The organism is Azotobacter vinelandii CA (genome assembly GCF_000380335.1).
In the GTDB taxonomy this organism is placed as follows: domain Bacteria; phylum Pseudomonadota; class Gammaproteobacteria; order Pseudomonadales; family Pseudomonadaceae; genus Azotobacter; species Azotobacter vinelandii.
This window is the reverse complement of sequence record NC_021149.1, coordinates 2,762,608-2,783,197: the sequence shown is the minus strand read 5'-3', so window position 1 is coordinate 2,783,197 and position 20,590 is coordinate 2,762,608. Positions and strand designations below refer to the sequence as shown.

At 63.6% G+C, this 20,590-nt stretch carries 14 protein-coding genes; 4 read left to right on the top strand and 10 right to left on the bottom strand.

Annotated elements, in window-relative coordinates:
- Positions 1–107 precede the first annotated feature (107 nt).
- Together AVCA_RS12360 and ppnN are read right to left on the bottom strand one after the other, a co-directional pair.
- The gene (locus AVCA_RS12360) at positions 108–1,955 is read right to left on the bottom strand and encodes a hypothetical protein (protein ID WP_236616140.1); all 1,848 of its coding nucleotides are present in this window, start codon (positions 1,953–1,955) and stop codon (positions 108–110) included.
- A gap of 235 nt (positions 1,956–2,190) precedes the next feature.
- A complete protein-coding gene (gene ppnN, locus AVCA_RS12355) occupies positions 2,191–3,564 on the bottom strand; it encodes a nucleotide 5'-monophosphate nucleosidase PpnN (protein ID WP_012701273.1) in 1,374 nt (457 codons plus the stop codon).
- A gap of 467 nt (positions 3,565–4,031) precedes the next feature.
- On the opposite strand from ppnN, the gene AVCA_RS12350 reads away from it, so the two are divergent.
- Positions 4,032–5,150, top strand: coding sequence for an alpha/beta fold hydrolase (locus tag AVCA_RS12350; RefSeq protein WP_012701272.1), 1,119 nt, complete (start codon positions 4,032–4,034; stop codon positions 5,148–5,150).
- Between the two features lie 85 nt (positions 5,151–5,235).
- Here AVCA_RS12350 and AVCA_RS12345 read toward each other — a convergent pair whose 3' ends face one another.
- On the bottom strand, positions 5,236–5,637 hold the full coding sequence (locus AVCA_RS12345) for a hypothetical protein (protein ID WP_041807216.1): 402 nt from the start codon (positions 5,635–5,637) through the stop codon (positions 5,236–5,238).
- Between the two features lie 812 nt (positions 5,638–6,449).
- On the opposite strand from AVCA_RS12345, the gene AVCA_RS12340 reads away from it, so the two are divergent.
- From AVCA_RS12340 to AVCA_RS12330, 3 genes are all read left to right on the top strand, one after another.
- Positions 6,450–6,650, top strand: coding sequence for a hypothetical protein (locus tag AVCA_RS12340; protein ID WP_041807214.1), 201 nt, complete (start codon positions 6,450–6,452; stop codon positions 6,648–6,650).
- A 347-nt stretch (positions 6,651–6,997) separates the two neighbouring features.
- Positions 6,998–9,724: a M16 family metallopeptidase gene (locus AVCA_RS12335; protein WP_012701268.1), complete on the top strand. Its 2,727-nt coding sequence runs from the start codon at positions 6,998–7,000 to the stop codon at positions 9,722–9,724.
- Between the two features lie 150 nt (positions 9,725–9,874).
- Positions 9,875–10,675 (top strand): inositol monophosphatase family protein, encoded by an 801-nt coding sequence (locus tag AVCA_RS12330; RefSeq protein WP_231876354.1) that lies wholly within the window; start codon positions 9,875–9,877, stop codon positions 10,673–10,675.
- Between the two features lie 197 nt (positions 10,676–10,872).
- Here AVCA_RS12330 and AVCA_RS12325 read toward each other — a convergent pair whose 3' ends face one another.
- The 7 genes from AVCA_RS12325 to AVCA_RS12295 all read right to left on the bottom strand — a co-directional run bounded on the left by AVCA_RS12325 (position 10,873) and on the right by AVCA_RS12295 (position 19,892).
- Positions 10,873–11,094: a hypothetical protein gene (locus tag AVCA_RS12325; protein ID WP_231876353.1), complete on the bottom strand. Its 222-nt coding sequence runs from the start codon at positions 11,092–11,094 to the stop codon at positions 10,873–10,875.
- 107 nt (positions 11,095–11,201) lie between these two features.
- Positions 11,202–11,438 carry a hypothetical protein gene (locus AVCA_RS12320; protein ID WP_012701265.1) on the bottom strand — a complete coding sequence of 79 codons (237 nt, stop codon included), beginning with the start codon at positions 11,436–11,438 and terminating at the stop codon, positions 11,202–11,204.
- Positions 11,439–11,791: 353 nt separating this feature from the next.
- Positions 11,792–12,382, bottom strand: a complete 591-nt coding sequence (locus tag AVCA_RS12315; protein ID WP_081434886.1) for a GMC oxidoreductase — start codon at positions 12,380–12,382, stop codon at positions 11,792–11,794.
- A 126-nt stretch (positions 12,383–12,508) separates the two neighbouring features.
- Positions 12,509–13,024, bottom strand: a complete 516-nt coding sequence (locus tag AVCA_RS12310) for a sugar dehydrogenase complex small subunit (protein ID WP_012701264.1) — start codon at positions 13,022–13,024, stop codon at positions 12,509–12,511.
- 75 nt (positions 13,025–13,099) lie between these two features.
- Entirely contained in the window at positions 13,100–15,565 is a 2,466-nt protein-coding gene (locus tag AVCA_RS12305) for a glucan 1,4-alpha-glucosidase (RefSeq protein WP_012701263.1), read from the bottom strand.
- 721 nt (positions 15,566–16,286) lie between these two features.
- Positions 16,287–18,038 (bottom strand): purine-cytosine permease family protein, encoded by a 1,752-nt coding sequence (locus tag AVCA_RS12300; protein WP_050764413.1) that lies wholly within the window; start codon positions 18,036–18,038, stop codon positions 16,287–16,289.
- A 579-nt stretch (positions 18,039–18,617) separates the two neighbouring features.
- Complete coding sequence (locus AVCA_RS12295) at positions 18,618–19,892, bottom strand: maltoporin (RefSeq protein WP_012701259.1); 1,275 nt, start codon at positions 19,890–19,892, stop codon at positions 18,618–18,620.
- Positions 19,893–20,590 lie beyond the last annotated feature (698 nt).

The following is a 20,590-nucleotide window of genomic DNA, read 5'->3' as shown; positions in this document are numbered from 1 at the left end:
CGCCGCGCGGAGCCCGTCCAGGGAGGAAAACCGCAAGGGCCTTCCTCCGTGCTTCTGCAGATCCGAAAGGCAGGCGGGACGTCCGCTCGGAGCCGCAGCCGCCATGCTCAGGCCTCGGCCGTGTGGGCTGTCTCGCTGGCCTCGAGGGTGGCCAGCGCCGGGCGGATATCGTCGTTCAGCCGCCAGAAGCTGTGCGTCACCGACACGAAGTCGGCCAGCGGGCCGAGGAGGGCACTGTTGACCCTGGCCGCTTCCTGGTCGAGGGTGCGCGCGATGTCCTTGGTGCGCGCCTGGCCGTTGTCGTGCAGGAACTGCAGGATCCGCAACTGTCCTTTGGGCAGCCGGGCCAGCCGGGCCGATTCTTTCCCGGGCGGGCTGGCGGCAGCGAGTGGCGATGCCGCCAGACTCTCCATGATGCGCGACTTGCGCTCGGGAGTCGCGTCCACGGGGTCGTCGTCGACTTCCGGCCCGGTTGTCCGGAGCGGGACTTCGGCTCGATCGCCGCTCGGAATCCGCTCGACCATCGCCGGCTTGATGGTGTAGCGGCCCTGGGCGTCGCGGTCCAGCCAGTCCCGGCGCAGCGTGACCAGCGACACCGAGGCCGGTTCGTCCGGCCCCATCGCCTCCATCACCTCGTTCGGCGAACATCCCGGATGGTTGCGGATGTATTCCAGCACTTGCCTGTCGAGCCCGCTCAGGTCGGCCAGCGCGGATGAGCCGGTGGCTCCGGCCGGTTTCGCCGGCGCCGGAGCGGCTTCCGGCCGGGCTGCCGGCATGGGCGCGCGCGGCGTTTCGACGACCCGCGCAGGGGAGGGCGACGGCGTGCGGCTGGCGCCGGCCGGCATGGACTGGCGGGCTCCAGCCGGCGCCTGCTTGCCCATGGACATGCACTCCAGCACATAGTCGCGGACTGTGTAGCCGGCGAAGGTGAAGGGATCGAGCCAGAGGCCGGTCAGGCCCTTGAGCGCGGTGGCGACCTCCGCGTTGCCGAGTTCGGTGCTCCTGGCGATCTGGGCGGCGTTCTGGTTGGGGTTGGCCATGATCCAGGCCAGCAGCTTGCGCTCGGTCTTGCCGAGTCTGGCGAAGGCTTCGCGCAGGCGGGCGAAGAGTTGTTCCTTGGGCTCGTCCGGAGCGGGTATCTCGACGGGCGCAGGATCGGGCCTGACGGCCGGAGCAGCGACGGCGGTTATCGCCGGCTTTTCTTCGGCCGGCACGATCCCGGCCCGCTTCTGCATGGCTTCCTGTGCCCTGGCGCGTGCCTTGAGCAGTTCTTCGGCCACCCATCGCGGCGGCTCGGCGACCGGCGCCTTTGCCGCGGATTCCGCCGTTCGATCGGCTTGTTCGGCTGGCGGGCGCGTTTCCACGCGAGGTGGAACTGCCTGGGGTTTGGGCGGGATGGCCGGTTTGGCTTCGCTACGCACCGCGTCGGTTGGCGCCGCGGCCGCTTGCGGCGGTCGCGCGTCAGGAGCGGCAGCTTCGGGCCGGGCGGCCTCGACCGCCGGCACGCTGATCCGGTCGGCGCCGCGGCGCAGGTGCAGGCGGCCCAGCAGTTCGTACAGTTGCGGGGCCGCGCTGGCTTGGGCGGCCTTGCCCACCAGGTCGAGCGCTTCGTCCAGCCGGTCGGCCTGAACCAGTTCGCGAACCCGTTTCTCCAGCGTGGCGAGATCCGGGACTCCCTCCGCGTCCTGCTTGCCGGCGGCTTCGGGGTGTCCGAGCAGCAGGAGCATTTCCAGGCGCCAGAAAATCTGCGGCGAGGCGACATGGTTATCCAGGGATTCGGCCAGCAGTTCCTGTGCGAGCCTGTGCTGGTCGGCACCGGCCAGATGGCGCAGGGCGCCGGTCAGGGCCTTGAGCGAGCCGTCGGGGCTGGCTTCGTGCAGAGAGGATTCGAATGCGGCAAAACTGTGGGTGCGAGCGATGCCCCACAAACGCTCGATGAGAGGTTTGTGTTCCAAACGGGGATACCTGTGCGTTGGGTCGGCAGGCCGACATGGTGGTGCGGAAAAGGGCGCGGACTATACCACGGCTGCCCGGCCTGCCGGCCTTCGGATCGCCTCTTTCAGGGGCTTGCCCCTTCCCGCGGAGATGAGCGGAGGAGGCGGCGATAGCGCTCTTGCAGAAGCGAATTCATTCGCGATGCTTTCGTTTTCGGCGACGATCACGGATGAATCCACTCCTACAGAGCGGTCTTCAGCTCACCAGCCGATAGCAGGGCACGTAGGGCGTGCCGCCCGGCAGCTTCATCCGGTGCTGCTCGACGAAGGCCTGCAGCAACTCGTCCAGTGGGCGCATCACCGTCGGTTCGCCGTGGATCTCGTAGGGGCCGTGCTGTTCGATCAGGCGGATACCCTTGTCCTTCACGTTGCCGGCCACGATGCCGGAGAAGGCGCGGCGCAGGTCGGCCGCCAACTGGTGCGGAGGCAGGTCGCGGCTCAGTTGCAGGCCGGCCATGTTGGCGTGGGTCGGGTCGAACGGACGCTGGAAGCCTTCCTCGATCCTGAGCAGCCAGTTGAAATGGAAGGCGTCGTTGCGCTCGCGGCGGAACTGCTTGACCTCCTTCAGTGCCTGGGCCATCTGCCGTGCCACCTCGACGGCGTCCTCGATGATGATTCGGTAGTGGCGCTGTGCCTTTTCTCCCAGCGTGGCGCCGACGAAGGCGTGCAACTGCTCCAGGTAGGGCGCCGCGCTCCGGGGGCCGGTGAGGATCACCGGGAACGGCAGCTCCCGGTTGTCCGGGTGCATCAGGATGCCGAGCAGGTAGAGGAATTCCTCGGCGGTGCCGGCTCCACCGGGAAAGATGATGATGCCGTGGCCGACGCGCACGAAGGCTTCCAGGCGCTTCTCGATGTCCGGCAGGATCACCAGTTCGTTGACGATGGGGTTGGGCGTCTCGGCGGCGATGATTCCCGGTTCGGTCAGGCCCAGATAGCGGCCGCCGACGTGCCGCTGCTTGGCATGGGCGATGGTGGCGCCCTTCATCGGCCCCTTCATCACTCCGGGCCCGCAGCCGGTGCAGATGTCCAGACGGCGCAGACCGAGTTCGTGGCCGACCTTCTTGGTGTATTTGTACTCGTCGAGGCTGATCGAGTGGCCGCCCCAGCACACCACCATCTTCGGTTCCACGCCGGGGCGCAGGGTGCGGGCATTGCGCAACAGGTGGAAGAGGTAGTCGGTGATGCCCTGGGAGGTGCTCAGGTCGATACGCAGGCTGTCCAGTTCGCTCTGGGTGTAGACGATGTCGCGCAGGGCGCTGAACAGCATCTCGCGGGTGCTGGCGATCATCTCGCCGTCGACGAAGGCATCCGCCGGTGCGTTGAGCAGTTCCAGGCGGACGCCGCGGTCCTGTTGATGGATGCGCACCTCGAAATCCTCGTAGGCCTCGAGGATGGTCTTGGCGTTATCGGTGTGGGCGCCCGTGTTGAGGATCGCCAGGGCGCACTGGCGGAACAGTGTGTAGAGGCTGCCCGACCCGGTTTCGCTCAGTTGCTGGACTTCGCGTTGGGACAGTGTCTCCAGGCTACCCTTGGGGCTTACCGAAGCGTTGATTACTGGTCTTGAGTCCATTTTCGGTCCCCTGTGAACGATGCCCCGGGCCGTTGATGGCCGGTCGCATCGGAATGGTGAAAGCCGAACGCGGTCGCGCGCAGAGGGCATTTTCTTCATCAGCCGGGCCTTCCCGGCTGGGCAGTCCGGCAAATCTCTGCCGGAATCGCCGGCCGTGGGCGCCTCCGCCAGGGGAGAAGGCAGCCGCGCGGGCCGGCGGGCCTGTCCGATCTTACGCCGGTCGCGAGCGAAGCGGAGAGCGATGCGTGCGGATCGGCAGCTCTGCTGGATGCCGCCGCGGCAGGTGCATGCCCGACATTGCCGGGAAAGACGCAATTGCCACGCCCGATGCGCTTCGAATCCCGCAGCCGGGATCTGTCCCGTGGATAGGCTCCCGGCGAGGCAAAACGCTTTCCCATTGAGGCGCCGTGCTCTTTCTTCTGCTGCAATGGAAGGGTTTCCGATCAATTGCGAAGGAAGGGAATATCATGGCGGAATCGCAATCTCCCCGGGGTTCGGGGCTGTCGTGCGCAAGCGTGCCGGCGTTCTGGCCGATGACGATGGCTGCCGAACTGGCCGAGAAAGGGCTGGAGCTTTATGCGCGAAACCTCAGGTTCATCCAGGAGGAAATCAGGATCCACGGCGAGCTGAGACCCAGCCTGGCGACCCCGAACCAGGTCCGGCTCGGTCTCAGGACCATGTTCCTGCGCGACTACGGCAGGCCCGGCGAGGGGATTCCCACGCTGGTTGATGCGCCATACGCCGGGCATACCGCGATGATCGCCGATTACCACGCGGGGCAGAGCCTGGTCGAGACGCTGCTGGCCAACGGTATCGGGCATGTCGCCCTGACCGACTGGAAGTCGGCGACGGAGGATATGAAGGACTTCGAGATCGACAATTATCTCGGCGAACTCGTGGTGGCGATCGACGACCTCGGCGGCCGGGTGAACATCGTTGGTCTTTGCCAGGGCGGCTGGACGGCGGCCATGCTGGCGGCACGCTTTCCGGACAAGGTGAATTCGCTGGTGCTCGCCGGCGCGCCCATCGATACCGATGCCGGCGATGGTCCGATCCGGGGCATGGTCCACGAGTCGCCGATCTCCTTCTACGAAGACCTAGTGGCCCTCGGCGGCGGCCTGATGAAGGGCGAGTTCATGCTGCAGGGCTGGAAGAACATGCGCCCCGGCGAGCACTACATCCTGGAGCACATCGATCTCTACGAGCATATCGATGACCCGGTCTACCTGCGGAAGAAGGAAACCTTCGAGAGCTGGTACGAAAACCCGATCGACCTGCCGGGACGCTGGTATCTCCAGGTCATCGGCCAACTGTTCAAGGAAAACCGTCTCGCCCGGGGCGAATTCGCCGGCCTGGGACGGAGGCTGGATCTGCGCGATATCACCTGTCCGCTCTACCTGCTGGCCGGAGAAGGCGACGACATTACCAGCCCGGAGCAGGTGTTCAACGCCGCCAATCTGGTCGGCACCCCGCAGGAGCGCATCGTCCGGCAACTGGTGCCCGGCGGCCATATCGGCCTGTTCATGGGGGCCAGGACGCTTACGGAACGCTGGCCGGGGATCGCCCGCTGGATCGCCGCGCAGTAGCGGGCGATTGCAAGCGCGCGGAGACGCCTGTTCGGGACCGGTATCGCATGGCGGGCGAATGCTGCGAGGGTACCTTTTCGAGGATTCAGGCATCGCCCAGCAGGTCGTGGGCATCGAGCAGCCGGTAGGCGATCTCCGGACGCTTCTCCAGGCCGCGGCGAATCGCCGCCGGGATCGACTGGCGGGTCTTGCGGCACAGGCCGGGCAACTCGTCGATGCGAATGGCGAAGCCGCGCATGCTGCGCACTTCGTTGAAGCTCGGAGCGATTTCCAGACGGATGCCGAGCTGCTCGAACATCCGCCGCTGCATATGTTCGAGATCGGCCAGATCCGCAAGATTCTCCAGGCGCTCGAGCAGGCGTTTTTCTTCCTGGCGGGTCAGGCACAGGATGCGCAGATCGGCACCCGGCGCATCCGACAGGCGCTCGCGCCCGCAGGTGCAGACACCGGGCGGGCAGGGGGGACGGATCGGCACGGAGGGAGTCATGAGTGCCGATCATAGCGGTCCGCGCTCGTTCTTGCCCATTGCCTGGATACGTCGTGGCTCGAACCGATGGTCAGGTCCGCAGGGCGTCCATGCGGTTCGCCGGATGTTGCGATCGGGAACTGTCTGGAGCGCTGCAGGGAATATGAACGGTGACGGATTGGGATGCGCTTGGAGTCGATGGCATCCATCATGCCGGAATCGATACGCCTGTATCGGTTGCACTGTCTTGCTGGTATTCAATGGGTGCGGGTTGTAGAGACTGTCTTGGGGTGGAAGTGTCGTTTTTCGACTTTGTTTTTGCCTTTGGCAAGCAGGATTTTACAGCGTGACTTGGTATCTGACTTTCTGGAAAGAATTGAGATCAATAATAAGTCGTTCTCATGGAAGGCAAATTATTGGCGTGCTGCCGAGAGAGCGAAACAAGTCAGCGTAAGTTGCGCTACTTTTGTCATGAATATAGGGGTAGCCCGGAATGCGGTAGAAATATCTGCTCGGAGTTTTATTTTCATTTCTCCGGTAATGTATTTCGAATGCTGGATATTCAGTCGGTAGAGAAACGATGAAAGTCTTTCGGTAGGTCGTTAGAACGAATGCGCTTTTACTGGTCTTTACATTTATCCGATGTCTGTTCGGGTAGCGAAGAGCTTCGAGTCTGGATCGATTGGTGTACTCCATGGATTCTGTCGGCTTTTAATAATGAAAATAATTATCATTATTTTTTGATTTGAGTCAATTTTTATCGATCGAGAAGCTGTAGGCTATGGGAAGGCCGATTCTGGAGCGGTCCGCTGGTTTATCCCGGAGCATGACTCATGGTCCGAGTCATTTACCGATCTGTATCCCATGCTTGCGCCCACGATCTGGTTTTATTGCCTGTCTTGGGTTTCCTGGTGCTGTTCCTGGACTTTCTGGAGTTCGATTTTGGACTGGTATGGCAGGTGATGATTCCGCTGTTTTCCATCGGTGCGGGTCTTGCCATCCATGTTTCGGGCAGGCTCGGAGGGGATGAGTGATATCCAATGGTCCGCTTGGATTGATTTATTCCGTCGGCATCGCGGTCGTGATCGGCGCTTCGGGTTTTGTTTCGGGATATTTTTCCTTGGGCTCATGCGTAAGGCTTGATGATGCTGTTTTTCATGGCTTTGCTCTTCATGGCTGATAAAGCTTTTGGATAAATCCGCCGGATGAGTTTCGTAGGGCTGGGCTGCTGGTGATGGCCGGATAAAGGATCGGTTTGGAGTTTGCCGTGCTGAACACCGGCACTCGGGCTGGTTCGTTACTTCATTCGTCTTTCCGTTGGCGAGCGAAGTTCCGAACCTTGATGGATGCTTTCCAAGATTAAAGGACTATTGATTATCTTATGCTCAAGAACCGTTATCTGATCCTGGTATGGACACTATTCTGCATCCCCACCGTACAAGCTGACATTTCCGCCCCGGTGGTGCAGCGCGACGGTATCAGCGAATACCGCCTGGAGAATGGTCTGCGGGTGATCCTCGCTCCCGATGCGGCCAGCCCGGCCATTGCCTTCAACATGCTTTACCTCAGTGGTTCCCTGGCCGATCCGCCGGGCAAGTCCGGTACGGCCCATCTGCTCGAGCATCTGCTGGCCAAGGGGGCGGACAAGCAGTTGATCGAGGGGCTGAATCGGCGCGGCATCCGCTTCAACGCCACCACCAGCTACGACCGCACCCGCTATGCCGCCCTGCTGGCCGCCGAGCAGGGCACGCTGGACTACCTGATCGCACAGGAAGCCGAGCGCATGCGCAATACCCGCTTCGGGCAGGCGGAGCTCGATGCCGAGCGGGAGGTCGTGCTGCGCGAACTGGAGCAAACCCAGGATGTTCCCCTGACCGCCCTGACCCAGGGCATGCTGGCCGCGGCGATGCCCGGTACGGGGTTCGGCCGTCCGGTGCTGGGCAGTCGCGAGGAGCTACGGCGGATCGATGTGGAGGACCTGCGCGCCTTCTACGCCCGTCATTACCAGCCGGGCAACGCGCTGATCGTCATCACCGGCCGCTTCGAGGCCGACAAGGCCCTGCAAGCGATCGAGCGGCATTTCGCCGGGCTGCCCGGCCAAGCCATCGCTGCGCCCCGGGTGGCGACCTCGCCCGGCAAGGCCGCCGTCGCGCGGACCGAGGGCGGTAACACCGAGTGGATCGCCCTGGCCTATCCGCTGGCCGCCGCCTCGGCCCCGGCCAATGCCATGCTCGCGCCCCTGGCCGACATCCTCGCCTCCGAACCCCATGGGCGCCTGTACCGGGAACTGGTGGTCGCCGACAAGACCGCCGGTGTCGTGGCCCAGACCCTCAGTTTCCGCCAGGGCGGCTATTTCCTGGTCGCGGCGCCCCTGGCCAAGGGACAGTCCATGGCTGCGGCCCAGGCTGCGCTGGTCGCCCAACTGGAAGGGCTGGCGCGCCAGCCCATCGACGAAGCGGAACTGCAACGCTTCAAGAGCAGCGTGCAGCCGGCGAAGGCCCGCGTGCTCAAGGACCACGCCACCCTGGCCGATCTGCTCGCCGAACACGCGGCGCTGGGCGACTGGCAACTGTTCTTGAACCACTATGAGCGCATCGCCCGCCTGACGGCCGCCGAGGTACAGCAGCAGGCGCAAAGCCATTTCCGCAGCGATCGGCGCATCGTCGGCGAGCTGCGCGTCGCATCCGCGCAGAGTGCCCCTCGGGAGAAGCGCGACCCGGCTCCCGCTGCCTCGCCCGCGCGATCCTCTTCGGCGACCGCCGCCCCCACGAGCCGCGTGGGAGACGGCGCCGAGCCGGTGGATCTGGCCGCTTTCAACCGGCAGGTCATGGCGGTGGAAAGCACCATCCGCCGTACCAGCCTAGACAACGGCCTGAAACTGGTCCTGCGCCCCTTGCCGGATTCCGGCAAACCCGTACAGGGTGTGCTGAACCTGCGCTTCGGCGATGAAACCGGCCTGTTCGGCAAGCGGGCCCTGGCGGATCTGGTCGGCGCCTTGCTGGCCCGCGGCACGCAGAGCCACAGTTACCAGCAGATCGTCGATCAGGTCACTCGCATGGGGGCCACCGTGTTGATCAAGCCGGAAGGGGAACTGCTGACCGTGCACTTCTCCGCCGGACGGGACGATCTGCCCACGCTGCTCGAACTGATCGCCGATATCCTCAGGCATCCCGCCTTCCCGGCAACGGAATTCGACTTGGCCAAGCGTTTGCGGCGCACCGCGCTGTCCCAGCCGGCCGCGGTCGCCGCCCTGTACCTGAACCGGCATGCCGCTCCCTATCCCGTCGGCGACGTGCGCCGCCATGCCGAGTCGGCGGAAATGCTCGTCGCCCTGCGACCACTGGGCCGCGATGACGTACTGGCCTTTCACCGGGATTTCTACGGTGCGGATCGTGGCGAGTTCGTGCTTTCCGGCAACTTCGACCCGCAGCAGGTGGAGCGGCAGGTACGGCGTCTGTTCGGCGACTGGAACAGCAAGGCCCGCTACGCCAGGCCGGCCCGTCCCTACCGGAACGTCTCCGCCGCCCGCCTGCATGTACATGCCGAGGCGCCACGGACCGGCTACTACCTCGCCCGCCTGCATTTCGATGCCGGCAGCCAGTCGCAAGAGCAGGCCGCCCTGTTCATCGCCGAACGCATCCTCGGCCGCCACCCGCTGGTTTCGCGCCTGGGACAACGCCTGCGCGAAGGGGAAAAGCTGAGTTACGACGTCCGTACCTCGATTCGGGTCGATCCGCTCGACCATGCCGGCTGGGTCGCCATCCAGGCCGATTATCCGCTGGGCCAGGGCCGGCGCCTGGCCGACCTGGTCAAGGACGAGGTCGCCCGGCTGATCGAGCATGGCATCACCGAACAGGAGCTCGAGCAGGCCCGGCAAGCCATCCTGCACGAGCGGCGCCTGAACTTCGGCCAGGAGCGGGGCGTCCTGTCCCTGCTGCAAAGGCTGCTTCACGAAGGTGCCACCCTGCAGCCCTGGGCGGAGCGCAACGAGGACTTCGCGCGCATCCGCCTGGAACAGGTCAATGCCGCCATCCGCAAGCATTTCAGGCTGGACACCTTCGTCGAGGTGCTGGCCGACGCGGATGGCGAGACGCAGCAACGCCTGTGAGATCCTCGCTCGAAAGAGAGCCCGGGGCGCTTCGGACCTCGTGCCGCGAATTGCCGGGACCGGCTTTGAGCTTCGTGCCAATGGTCGTAACCTGAGCGTCCCCACTGTCTCCACACAGGACATGCAATGACTTCGAAAGTTGATGTGACGATGCTCGCCGACCTGCTGCGGCGGGCGGCGAAAGCCGAGATAGTGCCCCGTTTCCGACGCCTGGGCAGCGCCGACGTGCGATCCAAGAGCGAAGCGACGGATCTCGTGACAGAGGCCGATGAACAGGCCGAACGCATGATGAAGGCGGAGAGCGCAAGGCTCTGGCCGGACGCCCTGTTCGTCGGCGAGGAGTCGGTCGCGGCGGAACCCGCGCTGCTGGACAGGCTGAAGGATGCCGAACTCGCCATCGTCGTCGATCCCGTCGATGGTACGTTCAACTTCGCCTCGGGTATCCCGGCGTTCGGCGTCATGGCCTCGGTCGTTCTCGCCGGCGAGACGATCGCCGGCATCATCTACGATCCCATGGGCGATGACTGGGTGATGGCGGAGAAAGGCGGCGGCGCCTGGCTGAGGCGGCCGGACGGCGAGGCGCAGCGGCTTTCCGTGGCCGCCCCGGTCGCGCTCGACCAGATGGTCGGCATGGCCTCGACCGGCTATCTGCCGAAGGACCGGCAGCCGCAAATCCTCGCGAACCTGTCCAAGGTCCGCTTCGTCGCCAACTACCGCTGCGCGGCGCACGAACACCGGACCTTCGCCGCGGGTCACGTGCATTACCTGATGTATTACAAGCTGATGCCCTGGGATCATCTGGCCGGCGCCCTGATCTGCCAGGAGGCGGGGGCCTACGTCGCCCGTTTCGATGGAACACCCTATCTGCCGCACCATCTGGACGGCGGCTTGCTGATCGCACCGGACAAGTCCTCCTGGGAATCGCTCCGGCGCGAGGTTTTCACGCTTTGAACGAGCCTTTCGCCTTGCCGGGATAGCGCTTTCGCGGCCTGCCGGTGCGGAGCCGGCAGGCACGCGACACCCCTTGCGGGCTCGATCGCGGCGCCGTGCCATCGATCCGCTCGGGTATCGCCGACATTCGTACGGCGCCTCGGCTCATCCAGGGTCATGACAAGGCTGAAAAACGGAACGCGACCGGGAATGGCCCTTCATTCGCCCGATGCCTTTTTCCAATTGTCGAACAGTTGCAGCAAGGACGGGTCCGTCACGGTGCTTTCAGCGGCCTGGATCAGGCAGAGCCCGAGTTCGCGGGCGCTCGACGGGTGGATGTACAGATCATGCACGTTATCCTGGCTGCTCAACCTGAGTACCACGGTCCCATCCTGGGTTATAACCTGCGCTATTTCCACTTCCAGCTCGAAGTTGTTCATGGCCATGCCTCCGGTACTGGTAACAAGTCATCGCGAGGACGACTTTGTACGCTCCGAACTTGCCAAGTCGTTCCGCCTTTTCAAGAGTCACCGTCCAAAGCGATCACTCAATGTACGGTCTTTTGCGGGGACGCCGAGAGCAGCTCGAACAGCTTGTCTCCGACGCGCAAGAGCTGCTCCAGATCCAGCGCCGCGTCGATCATCCGGCCGTACAAACGAACCAGCTCGATCCGCTCCAGGGTTTCAGAGTCCAGCGTTTCCAGCCTGCAGCAAGCCATATTGTCCAGAAATGTATCCACTTCCCGTCGAAAGCATCGTTTCAGCTCGGTTACTTGCTTGCTCATGTTTCAAGCTCCTCGCACTCTTTCAGTACAGCATGCCCTGTTCGTCGATCCGGATAGAGAGAAGAATGCACCTATGGATATCTATTTCAACAGGCAAGTGCATAGGGGGCGATAAATGGATTGGCCGAACTTTACCGATTGTTCGATCTTGTGATGGGTGATTTTAGAGTGTTTCGATATATGAGTTCTTGCGCTTTGCTTCAGAGTAAAGGCCGTCGCGCATGTTTTCTCAAGGTCCGTTTGCCGGTAACTGCCGATTCCGGACAAGCAGGATCGATACGCCCACGATGAACTTCGTGCTGGCGTTCCAGGGCTGGCGGGAGGCTGCACGCATCCCTGCGTGCGCAGAGGGCTCAGGCCTGTTTCAGGCGCTCGGCCAGGCGTAGGGCAAGGGCGGCGATGGTCAGGGTGGTGTTCACCGAGCCCACGCTGGGCATCACCGCGCCGCCGGCGATATAGAGATTGGCGTGGTCGTGGCTGCGACAGTCCCTGTCGACCACCGAGGTCTTCGGATCGTTACCCATCAGGGCGGTGCCGGCGATGTGGTTGTTGTTGGCGAAGTGGTCCTCGAACACCACCTCGCTGCCGCCCAGCAGCTTCGCCGCCCGGGCGTAGACCTCGCGGGTGTGTGCGGCGCTCCGGCGCACGTAGTCGTCCAGCGCGTAGGTGAATTCCGGCTTGGGAATGCCGGCCATGCGCTCGGTGGCGCTGGGCACGATGCGGTTTCTCGGGTCGGGCAGGATTTCGTGGAAGCTGTCGAAGCGCACCGAGCGGGCGACCCGGTCACGGATCTTCGCCTCCAGTTCCGCACCGAAAAGCAGGGGGCCTTCGTGGATCAGCTCGCCGGCGATCCGCTCCAGCGGCGACATGTTCGACAGGTGAATCTTCTTCGCGGCGTACCGGCTGCGGAACGGCCCGTCGCGGAAGTCGATCAGCGAGGTCATCTCCTGCTGGGCCGGCTTCGAGGATCAGCATGTCCTTGCCGGCCAGGGCCAGTTGCTGGGCGATCAGGGCGCCGGCCACGCCGGAGCCGACGACGACGAAATCGGCTTGTTGTGCGTTGGCCATGCTCAGGTCCTCCCGAAGACCGGCTTCCCGGCCCAGGCGCCGGGCATGCCGAAGCAGAAGGCCCGCAGCTTCAGGACGCCGCCGGCGGCCTTGAACATCAGGGCGTCCGGGTAGCCGACCAGCGTGGCGCGGTGATCGTTGCCGACCATGCCGAGATACCAGGCGGAAAGAATCTGCCGGGCCGTGTTCCGGGTTGTGCCCTCCAGTTCCTGGGTATGGGTCTGGTCGAGCCCGTTCCGCAGTTCGCCGAGACGCGTGGCGAAGTCTGCGTCGCGCTCGACCAGGGTGTCGTGGAGACGCTGGCCGAATCGGGCGTCGAGGTCGTCGCGCCCGGTGAGGCGTCTGGACAGCTCCATGAAGGTCGCCAAGCCGGTTTCGGAGGGCGTCGCCCAGGCCGGAGCGAGCGGGCCAATGAGTAGCAAGGCGCCAGTGCAGGTCGCGCCCAGCAGGCGGCGACGGGAGAGAGAAAACGCAGGCGAGGACGACGCCTCGGACGTCGCGCAGGCATGTTTTGGCATCTGGATTTTCCATTGTCGTTATGGAGGGGCACCGGGCCGCGTGGCGGAGCAGCCCGGCGCCGGGTGGGGCTCAACTCATCTGGCGAGTTTTTCCGGGACGACCGGGTAGTGATCCCAGACCTTCTGGTCGGTCAGCGAGCGGACCAGCTTGACGTATTCGGCATGGCTCCAGGCCAGGGGCGTGGCCGAGTCCGTGCCTTCGCCCTTCACGTAGCCGTGGCGGCTGTTGTCGCCTACGCCGTCCCAGACCTGCTCCGGCAGCATCAGGCCCTCGTTGGCGAACAGCTCCATGGCCTTGACGTAAGTGTTCCTCAACTGCGCCAGTTGCTCGGCGCTCAGTGCCTCGATTCCTGCCGGCAAGCGGGCCTTGCTGCGGGCCAACTCGTAATGGCCGCGCTCGCCGGTGAAGATCGGCCAGACGCGGCCGCGCAGCCCGGAGTTCATCTGCGGGGCCTCGGTGGCCGGGAAGTTGATGGCGGAAATTTCGCTCTCGCCGTAGCCGTCGTTGCCGTAGCGGCGCCAGCCGGGGAATTCGCCCTCGACGCCCGGATAGCTGAACAGGTATTTGACCTTCAGGTTTTCCGGCAGCTCCTGGCTATCGAGTTCGTCCAGGCTGCCGACGATGTTCGGGTCGGTGGCGGGGCGTACGCCGTAGCGCACCAGCTCCAGGAAGCCGGCATCGAGCACCTGATGTTCCGGCAATCCGGGGCGGCTGTTGTTGTCGAGCAGGGGGGCGCCGTCGTCGGGGTCGTCGTTCTGGGTGATGCGCAGATAGTAGTGCCCGTCACCCAGGCTGCCTTTCCGGGTGACCATGCTCGCCTCCAGCTTGTCGGAATAGCCCTTCGCGGCGTCCAGGAAACGCTGCGCCGCCTCGCCATCCCCGGCATGGCCGGCGACTTCGGAGGCCGCCACCAGGCCGGCGATGACCGCCGCCGTGGTCGAGGGCGAGTAGCCCCATTGCTCTTCCCAGCGTTCCTGCTGGGTCTGCGGCGGGACGACCTTCCAGTCGTTCCAGCCGACCTTCACCTGGCCGCCCCTGGTCAGGAATTCCGCCGCCGGCTTGAGCATGTTCTGGTACCAGTGCTTGATCCGGGCGTCGTCCAGTATCCCGGCCTTCCACAGCTTGTATCCCAGCATGATGGGCATGGCGGTCTGGTCGAGCTGGACCCCGACCCATTCGATCTCGCCATCGACGTGGGTCTTCTGCAGGAACCAGCCGGTGGCGCCGGGGCCGGCGTCTTCGGTCTTGCCTTCCTGCTTCTGCTCGTGGATGTAGGCCGAAGTGTCGCCCTGCGTGAGAGAGGTGGCTTCGCTGACCTGGACCTTCTTCAGGTATTCGAAGGCGACCTGCGGTGTCTGCCGGTCGCCGAGGGCCAGCAGCGCCATCGCGCACTGGTAGAAATCGCGCGGCCAGACCGCCTTGTAGCCGGTGGTGCCGCTTTCCGCCGGCACCGTCTCGCCCCAGGGGTTGGACAGGGAGGCGATCAGCGCTCCGGCGTTGCTCTTGTCTTCCTGTGCCTTGAGCACCATGGCGCTGACGTTGAGCAGCTTGCCGTTGTCGGCACTCTGCGCGTACATGGCCGGCAGGCCGGAAAGGGAGGCCAGGTAGTCCCGCCAGCCGATCGCCTCGCCCTCGCCGTTGTAGTGGGCCAGCACCTCGGCGTAGCCGCGCGCCAGCGTCGCATCTGCCGCCCGGTCGGCCTGCTGGCGGTTCTTGCCGAAGCCGACCACCAGGTCGAGGGTGGTTTCGCTGCCCGCCAAGGGCAGGCGGGCCAGCATGGTGACGTTACCAGCAGCATCCCCGGTGCTGTCGTAGCGGTTTTCGAGCTTGCCGTCCTTGAGGTCGGTCAGGCCGTCGGAAACTCCGGCGAAGCCGACGGTGGGTTGTTCCAGAGGGCGGCTGGCCTTGACCACCAGGGTGGTCTCGCCCTCCCGGGCGTACAGCGCCTGCCCGTCGACGAAGGCGCTGTCGCCACTGCCGTCGTTGCCGATGGCCGGATCGATGTGCACATAGGCCTGGATGCCCGGCTCCTGGCTGCGGAAGATGACCCGTATCACCAGCGAATCGGCGTCCGGGTCGGTGAAGATGTGCTTCTCGATCTCGTAGCGGCCCTGCCTGTCGCGGTTGACGATCTTGTAGGCCAGTGAGGTGGGGCGGCCCTGATCGTCGACCGACAGATAGTGGATCTCGCTGTCGGTGTCCTGCGCTTCCAGGTCCAGGAAGTCGGGGCCCTGGATCACCAGTTGCATTTCGCGGAGCTGGGCTTCGTGGATCAGCCCGAACATGGTTTCGGTGACGACCCCCCGGGCCAGGGAGAACCAGACCTTCGAGACTTCGCCGGTGGCCGCTTGCGGCGAGTACTGGCCGTCCTCGTACTGCTCGTAGGAAGTACCGATGCCGGTCTTGCCCGAATAGGACCAGAACGGCGCCGCGCCCGGCGCGCCGGGGGCCATGTTGGCCGCCCCGGCGGCCTGGGCGATTCCCAGTGCGCCGATCAGGACGCTCAGCAGTGTTTTGCGGAATCTAGCTGGTTGTTGCATATGACCTTCTCTTTTTCTTGTGTGGGAATTCGAAGGAGCCGCCGTCCGGCGGCGTCGATGGGCGAAACCGCTTCAGGCACGAGGCGGCGGGACCGCTCTGTCTTCGCACAGGCAACGGGACGGCGTCGGTACAGGGCGAATCGCCTGGCGCGGCACCGGTGTCTGCAAGCGTCGAAGGAGGAAAGGGGAGTGGAACCCGGCACGCTCGCGAGCGGCGGAGGTACGCATGGCGAATGCCTGAAGCGGGACAGGCGCGTGGTCGAAGATAGCCATCGGAAACCTTGTATTGAGGCAGCGCTGTCTTTGCGGGTGGACCCCTGCAAAGCTTGTCTGTCTCCCTTCTTGTTGTTTTTGTCCCTGCTCGTCCGGCGCCGACGTTTCCGGAGCAATGGGCGAGATAGGGAAGAACTGGCCGATCGATACGCGAATGCCAGCCATTCGTTAGGGTAGCGCTATCTTATTCGTGGCGTATCGTTTTTAGCAAGTCAGGTACGCTCCGGTATCGTGCGGAGTGATGTACCGAGCGTGATTGGCAGGTCGTGATCTGAAGTATCCGCGGGGTTGGAGCGGGCGGGACAGGGAATTTGCCGCTTGGTATGGATGGGCGTACGCAGCCAAGACACGGAAACCAGGGCAGAACCCTGGTTTCCGGGTGTATCGCGGACCGCTTATCGCCGCTCCGGGCCGACTGGCCGGTATTTCCTCGAGAAAACGCCGCTGGCTATTCGCAGAGCAGAGCGGGTTGCTCCGGCTCCCGGGTTTCGGCAAGCGCTTTCTGCCGGCGCATCGCCCAATAGGCGGCCGCGAAATAAACCAGGGTGCAGGCGAATCCCGCATCGTAGAAAATCTCGCGGTTCGCTTCGTAGGCCGCCATGTCCTGGCTGAAGAACAGGGTATTGCAAGCCAGCAGCATGGCGATGGCCAGGCTCGTGAGGGACGCGGCGCGCAGCCATTTCGAGAAGGCACTATTGTCCTTGACCGGCATCCGCTGGGCGCTGGCCTGTTCCTCCTGGAAAGCCTTGACCTTCATGTCGAATGCCCGCGACGCGGCCTCTTCCTGCGGATACCGCTGCGCAGCGCCGTGCTTTTTAGCCAGGACCGTGTAGACGACGATCGTGAAGATCCAGGTCGGGACGAACAGGTAGTAGAACGAGATGACGTCCAGTGCGTTCAGGCCGAAGCCGAAGACCAGTCCCGCACCCCAGGAGGCGACCGCCGGAGTGCTGTGGCCGAGCTTGCGATAGGTCACCCAGTAGCGGGTCAGGCCGATGCGGGGAAACAGGACGTGTTCGGCGAAGACGATGGCCCCGACCGGCACCACCAACAGGCCCGCATAGGTCAGCAAGGGCAGGATCTTCGAAAAGACGAAGGGGAAACAGGCGACGATCACCGTCACGATGCCGACGGCCAGCGTGGCCTGCTGGCGCGAGTGCTCACGGAAGATTGCCTGCGCCGCCAGACCGGCCCGGTAGAGGTTGGAGTTGGCGGTCGTCCAGCCGGCGACGATCACGATCACGAATCCCGACAGGCCGAGCGCATGGTAGGCCACGTCGCCGGGGTCCAGGGCGGTGATCGAAGTCTTCAGGAGGATGGCGGCGCCCGCGCCCATGATCCCCGCGGCGATCCAGGCGATATAGTGGCCGAACAGCATGCCCGCGCCCGTGCAGAGGCCGTAGGATTTCTTCTTGGCGTAGCGCAGCAGGGCCATGTCGATCAAGCCGAAGTGGGTGATGGCATTGGCCGTCCAGGCGAAACCTATCACCTCGAGCAGCCCGATCCCCGGTTCTCCCTGGGCATTCGCCCCGGTCCAGATCGACTGATCGCCGATGCGCATGAAGTCGCTCCAGCCGTTCAGGCCGGTGTGGCCCAGAACCGACTCGGCCAGGGCCGGCAACAGCACGAACGCGCCGCTGATGAACATGACGAACAGCCAGGGCGCACAGATTCCCGAGAAGTCGGAAAGGGCCTCGAAACCGTACATGGCGACCAGGACCACGATCGCGCCGACGCCCAGCACGATCACGACGAACCAGGGGTCGGTCGGAAACCAGTTCAACTGCGCCGGTATGTCGAACAAAAAGCGCACGGCGGTCGACGACACGGTGATCATCGCCGCGGATATCACGGTGAATATGACGACGTTCGCCCCGTTGTAGAGTTTCGTCATCGAACCACCGGCGATCTTGTGCAGGTAGGTGAACAGGCTCAGTCTCGTTTCCACGGCGATCGGCGCGGTGATCAGGAGCCAGCTCAGGACCGCCAGGATATTGCCGATCAGCAAGCCCAGGAGGATATCCGTGGTCCTGGCGCCCAACGCCACGAAAGTGGCGCCGATGACGAACTCGGTCGCCGCGACGTGCTCGGCGGCGTACATCCCCGCGAAATGGGTCCAGCCATGAAGTTTGTGTTGCGGAATCGGCAATTGCTCTTCGCTCATGCCGGCGATGTCCGGGGTGTGTATTTCTGTATTCATTTCGATGCTTCCGCTGATTTCCTCGTTCAAGGAATTCCGAAAAATACTTGCCCAGGACGAACTCGCGCCTATGCGAGTATGCTTCTCGCGCGCTTCGAACCTATGGAGGGGACTTTCTCGGACTCGGGATATCTCGCCGTTATGGCTGCCAGTTATCCACGGATGGAGCGAAAGCGGACTTTGCCGGGGATTCCCGAGAGAGAAGTGCAATGGAAAAAGCAGGCATGCCTGGGCTGAAAGAGGATTTCATTGTTATTCACTCCTTGCCGATCGGGCGATCGGCCATCTTGTCTTTATTGTGACCCTCCACCGCGAATGGACTTATTCGACGGGAAAGCCGGGTAAAAGGAATTACACCGGGCATTCCCCGCCAAGACAAATTCATAACTACCGAAAGTCTGTACTTTTTTGCACGAACGGCGACAGGATCGGATCGGCCGCTTATGCCGGGCGTTCAGAGCCGATAATGCATGAAATGCATGTTCGTTCCGGAGCGCGAGGAGTCATGCCGCGTACTCATCGATGGCCATTCCGGTCCGCCGAAGGCTGTTCGGATAATCGGACTTCCCCATGGCCCGCTCATTTCCACCAGTGTTCGATCTGCACGCCGAAGTTGGAGCCGTTGCGATCGGAGCCGAAGGGACCGCTGGCGGACAGCGCGGAGTCGGGAGCCATAGCGGTCGCCGCGCGCTGGGCCGCCTCGTTCCAGGCCGCGTAGGTGTAGTAGAAGCGGATCTCCGGGCGCGTCCAGAAGCCCGGCCCCGACGGCGACCAGGTGGGGGCGATGGTGAACTTGGTCAGCTTGCGGGTACCGCCGGGGGCCTTGATCTGGTCGCGGCCCAGCTCGGCGATCAGCTTGAACTGCTCGCTGAAGGCGTAGACCGGCCGTACGCCGATGGACAGCCAGCGCTGGTCGTCGCCGTCCGGGCGGATGTCCTTCTGGTAGACGATGCCGAACTGGCCGCCGAACCGCTCGGTGGTCTGCCAGTCGAAATACTCGACCAGGCGCCAGCTCTTGTCGCTGCTGTCCAGGCCCGGATCGCCGGTATAGCCCAGGCCGGTGCCCGGACCGCGGCCGTATTGCAGCGCAAGGGTGTTGGCCCGGCCGCCGAGAAAGCCTTTCTGCTTGTGCTGCAGGATCGCCGACCAGCCACTGTGGGCGTCGCGGCTGTCCGGTTTCTGGAGGTAGTTGAGGCCGACGGTCAGTTCGCCGCCCGGGTTGGTCTTGAAGCCGCTGACGCTGAAGTCGTGGCGATTGATGTAGGGCTCCTGGTCCTGGTTGTCCTTGCGCGAGAACACGTAGCTGTACTTGAGGTCGCCGATGGCCACCTGATCGAAACCGAAGCCGGTACCGCTCTGGTTCCAGTAGAAGTAGTCGGAGATGTGGATATCGTTACGGTTGTACCAGCGCCGTCCGATCCAGAAGTTGCCACCGTTGAGCACGGGCATGTTCTTCCATTCGAGATACCACTCGCTCAGGCGGCTGAAGCCGTGCTCGTCGCTGAACTTCAGTTCGTGGCCGTACTGGTTGTAAAGCTGCGCCATGGTATGCAGGCCGAGCGACGAGCCGTCCCCCAGGTCGAGCAGGCCCTGGTCGAAGATCAGCTCGGCATATTCTTCGCACTCGTTGCCGAGACGGTATTTGGACGGTGCGCCGGGCAACTGGAAGCAGGACTGGGTGCCGCCTTCGTCCGAGCCGGCGAGGCCGATGCGGGAATAACCGCTGAAATCCAGGGCCTGGACCTGTACGGGGAGCGTCAGGCAGGCGCAGAGCGTAAGCAGCGTCCCGCTCTGGAAAATGTTTTCGGTCGATCTTGAATATTGATGCGGGGAAATATATTTACGGTTCTTCATTGTTTTTATTACCGATCGATTGCGATTGAAAAGCGAATCTCTCCCGTCGCGAGGGCGAATGGGGCCTTTCCTCGTGGCGTGGCAATATATTCGGGGCGGAATTTTTCCGGCGCTCCGCGGACAAGTTTTTCTCGACTGGCATCAAGCCTGCGAGTTTTTCGTTTGTTTTTGGGTTTCCCGCTGCCGTCGATTCGAAATACGAGCGTTAATGAGTCGCTCGATATAAAGAATGGTATTTGGGAAATCGGTTCGCCTTGTCCGGCGAGTCCGGTTCGAGCGAGGCGCGCTGGCCTCGTTCGCTTCGCTGGAGGGCTTCAGGGGAGGGATTACCGCCATCATGGCGTCGGCGAAGAATCGCCTCACGAAATAGCGATGGGGTTCGAGCGGTCTGTACGCTCGGGCTCGATGAATGTTTCATGATTGCCGAGTTCCCTGCCGACCGTGCGATCGGCTGTTGTTATTATCTTTCCTTGTCGGTCTTCCTTCTCGAATGAGGAACATTCGAGGGGCGAGTCAGGATGGAAATAATTACAACGGGCATCCGGCAGCGGGACAAACGCATAACTTCCAGAAAATCTGTACTTTTTCGCACGACAGGCGACGGCGCTTCGATTCGATCGAACTTTCGAGTGCGCAGGGTGGGAAATGGCCGTGGGGCCTTTCCCACCGGATCGCTGCGATATCGGTGAAAGTCGTCG